The 3648-nt window shown below is 31.4% G+C and carries 5 protein-coding genes and 1 tRNA gene; 2 read left to right on the top strand and 4 right to left on the bottom strand.

Annotated elements, in window-relative coordinates:
* Positions 1-703: 703 nt before the first annotated feature.
* From ACVC2P_RS01970 to trxA, 3 genes are all read right to left on the bottom strand, one after another.
* Positions 704-777, bottom strand: a tRNA-Asp gene (locus ACVC2P_RS01970).
* A gap of 80 nt (positions 778-857) precedes the next feature.
* Positions 858-1790 carry a DUF58 domain-containing protein gene (locus ACVC2P_RS01965; protein WP_452596804.1) on the bottom strand — a complete coding sequence of 311 codons (933 nt, stop codon included), beginning with the start codon at positions 1788-1790 and terminating at the stop codon, positions 858-860.
* Positions 1791-1891: 101 nt separating this feature from the next.
* Positions 1892-2209 (bottom strand): thioredoxin, encoded by a 318-nt coding sequence (gene trxA, locus ACVC2P_RS01960; protein WP_452596803.1) that lies wholly within the window; start codon positions 2207-2209, stop codon positions 1892-1894.
* Between the two features lie 220 nt (positions 2210-2429).
* On the opposite strand from trxA, the gene ACVC2P_RS01955 reads away from it, so the two are divergent.
* Positions 2430-2861 carry an SRPBCC family protein gene (locus tag ACVC2P_RS01955; RefSeq protein WP_452596802.1) on the top strand — a complete coding sequence of 144 codons (432 nt, stop codon included), beginning with the start codon at positions 2430-2432 and terminating at the stop codon, positions 2859-2861.
* A complete protein-coding gene (locus ACVC2P_RS01950; protein WP_452596801.1) occupies positions 2851-3177 on the top strand; it encodes an ArsR/SmtB family transcription factor in 327 nt (108 codons plus the stop codon). Before ACVC2P_RS01955 ends, ACVC2P_RS01950 begins: the two co-directional genes overlap by 11 nt.
* Here the strand turns inward: ACVC2P_RS01950 and ACVC2P_RS01945 are convergent.
* Positions 3174-3648 (bottom strand): serine hydrolase (locus ACVC2P_RS01945; protein WP_452596800.1); only part of this gene is annotated, 475 nt, incomplete at its 5' end. The two genes, ACVC2P_RS01950 and ACVC2P_RS01945, sit on opposite strands and share 4 nt — an antisense overlap.

Here is a 3648-nt window from a genome sequence, read left to right as displayed (position 1 = left end):
TCTACTTTAACTTCTTTTATATCATGGTTAGATGTTTCTACTACCGTTTCTGTATTTGATGTAGGTAATACTGCGGTTAATAAGCCTACGGCTAGAATGCCTAGTAAAGTAATTTTGAAGGTTTTCATAATTGTTTGTTTTTTATAGTTTAAGGTTTGATAATTCTAAAAACTGAACACAACGTTATCGCAAAGATTTAATTCATTAATAAAATTAGATCTTGCACAAGTAGTTGTGCTTATAAAAACACATACAATTCATTAAGGGGAAGACACAAAAAACATGTACATACCCTTAATATTCAATGGACAAAAATAGTCTGTTAATACAAAAAAATTGTAGAGGGGTTTAACAAAACTTTAGCAAATATACAGATTTGCTAGTCTTAAAATTTATATTTTTCGATAAAATGCATGATTTAATGCTAAAAAGCTAGGTTTTGTGTTGTTTTTTTTTGTATATGAAACAGTATTGGTGAAGTATTGATGCAGAAAAGAAACAAGAAGTTTATACCGTAAAGCAACAAAATGAATAGTATATAAAATAAAAAAGCATCCCGATTTTCTATTAAAAGAAAAAAGGAAAGCTTTCCATCGGTTTAACTACTTAAACCATTGACAGACTACTACATCTGTCAAAACAACACAACTAAAATTATTTGCCAAAAAAAGCTCCAATCTCTTGGAGCTTTTTAGCAATTTAGCGGTCTGGACGGGACTCGAACCCGCGACCCCCTGCGTGACAGGCAGATATTCTAACCAACTGAACTACCAGACCGTTGCTTATTGCGAGTGCAAATATACACTCCTTTTTTAATATCGCAAGCGTTTTTTTAATTTTTTTTAAAAAAAATTTTACTAAATAAATTTTTGCCGTTCTATCATATATGCCGTTAAAATGGCATCAAAACTTCTATTTACATCAGCCTCAACGTATTTAATCCTATTTTGACCACATTTTATGCGTAAATTCTCGAAATAATTGCTCACTAATGATTCGTAATTTTCTTTTACAGAATCTGAATATAAATTAATAAACGCACCAGTTTCTACATCTACAAATCGTTTTGGTTTATTATCAAAGTCGAAAGTAAGCTCTTTATTTTTATCGAAAACATGAAATAAAACCACTTCATGCTTGTTATGTTTTAAATGTCTAAGGGCTTCAAATAGTTTATCTTCATCTGTTGTGGTTTGAAACATATCTGTAAACACAAAAATAAGAGAGCGTCTATGTATCTTCTCTGCTATTTGATGCAAGTACTTGTAAGTTTCTGTTTGCTTATTTACTGGCTTAGATAGTACCGCATTACTTAATTGCGCTAGTAACATTTGATGATGACGTTCGCTACCCTTCTCTGAAGCATAAAAATCATAAGCATTACTATATATACTTAAACCAACTGCATCTCGTTGTTTTTTTAATATATGCATTAAGGCTGCACTGGCTAAAGCAGAAAACCCAATTTTATTTAAATTGTCTATAGAGAATGATGTATTCAATTCGGGATAATGCATAGAGCTACTATTATCTAAAATGATATGACAACGTAAATTAGTTTCATCATCGTAACGCTTAGTATATAGTTTATCTGTTTTTGCAAAAAGCTTCCAATCTATATGACGTGTACTCTCTCCTTGATTATAAATTTTATGTTCCGCAAATTCTGCCGAAAAGCCATGAAATGGACTTTTATGCATTCCAGAAATGAAACCCTCTACAACTTGTTTGGCCAAATGTTCTAGGTTTTTAAATCCTCCAGCTTTATTAAGTTCTTCTTGTAAATTCATACTCGCATCTTTGCATTAAGAGTAAACCCCTTATTATTAGCCTAAACTAAAAAAGGTTTGCCGTATTGGCAAACCTTTTATCAATTCTTTGTGAATTTATATTATAAAAGCGAGTCTATAGCTTCTGCATATGCGTTTTTAGGCGCTACTCCTACTTGACGTCCAACCACTTCTCCGTTTTGAAATACTAAAACTGTAGGAATGTTTCTTACACCAAATTTTGCTGTAAACTCCTGGTTAGCATCAATATCTATTTTACCTACAACTGCTTTTCCTTCATACTCCTCACTAATTTGGTCTATAATTGGTCCAACCATTCTACATGGTCCACACCAAGCTGCCCAAAAATCTACCATTACAGGTTTATCACTCTTTAATACAATTTCTTCAAAATTTGCATCTGTTATTTCTAATGCCATAATACTTATAATTTAATTGTGTTTCTTATTTCACGTTAATATGCAATATTAGTCAAAAAAAATGCCAAAGCTTACACCCTTACAATTTGTTTTACTTATTGTCTTATTGTTTTGCCTTATCAATAAACTTAAATAAGCAACCAAAAAGTTGCTTATTTAAATTTTTACATTTAATTTAGCAACCAATTAGTTGCGTATTTTTAATTAAAAAGCATACACCATGAAAGATGTTATTACAAAAGAAAAAGTATTTAATCACCCTATAGACACTATTTGGAGTGCAATAACTAAAGCTGAAGAAATTTCTGCTTGGTTTATTAAAGCAGACTTTAAAGCCGAAAATGGTTATAAGTATACATTTACAGCTAGTAAAGATAAAGGTTGCTTAACTATAAGTGGAGAAGTAAAAGCCTCTTCACCATATACTTTAATTTACACTTGGATTGTAGAAAATACTACTGTTGAAACTACTGTAAAATGGAACTTAATTCCTATTAAAAACGGAGGTACCAAACTACAATTAGAACATTCTGGCATTTCTAATTATGAAGGTGACACCGCTGTAAAAATGTTTGAAATCTTTAGTGGCGGCTGGGATGGCTGTATTAGTGGTTTATTAAATTACTTAAACAAAGAAGTTAATGCAGGATAGAGTAACAACACTTTTTAAGGCTATTGCCGACCCTAAAAGGCGTGCCATTTTTCATGCTTTAATTATTGCAACATCTGCATTATCTATTACACAAATAGCAAACACCTTCGACATTAGCAGACAAGGTGTCACAAAGCATATTAAAACTTTAGAAAACGCAGGTTTAGTAACTATAACTAACAAAGGACGTGAACGTTTTTGTTTCCCTAACGCAAAACCTTTACAAGACATAAATAAATGGTTAAAATTCTACGAACAGTTCTGGACAGACTCCTTAGATAATTTAGGTGATTATTTAAACAAAAAAAATGCTTAATACGTTTTAAGCGTTTTTATTAATAGCTTGTTTAAATCTACTCTTAAGTGTTTTTGGTCTTGCTCTAATACAACGACAGCTAAAGAAGCGTTTAATTCGGGGAAATAATATGCCGTTGTTCCCCAAAACCCATTATGTCCATAACCTTTAATGTTATTATATTCTACAGAGGTTAACCCTAGATAATAATCGCCTTCCATATCTTTTTTAGGATTAGCTTTAGCATATAGTAGTTGTAGTGTTTTTTCGTTTTGAAACACTTTATTACTAAAAACATTTTGAAAAAAAAGAGCTAAATCCTTAGGCGTGGAGGCTATACCTCCACCTCCGTACAAATCGAATGTATGGCTAATACTATAATTATTTATGTTAGCAGAAGACACATATTGGTATGCCATAGGTTTTACATTATTAGGATAACTTTCTAAGGTTGTAAACCATGTTTTATTTAAATGCAATGCAGTGTAACCT

The sequence above is a fragment of the Pontimicrobium sp. MEBiC01747 genome, from assembly GCF_053601635.1.
This window is presented reverse-complemented; position numbering and strand designations above follow the sequence as displayed.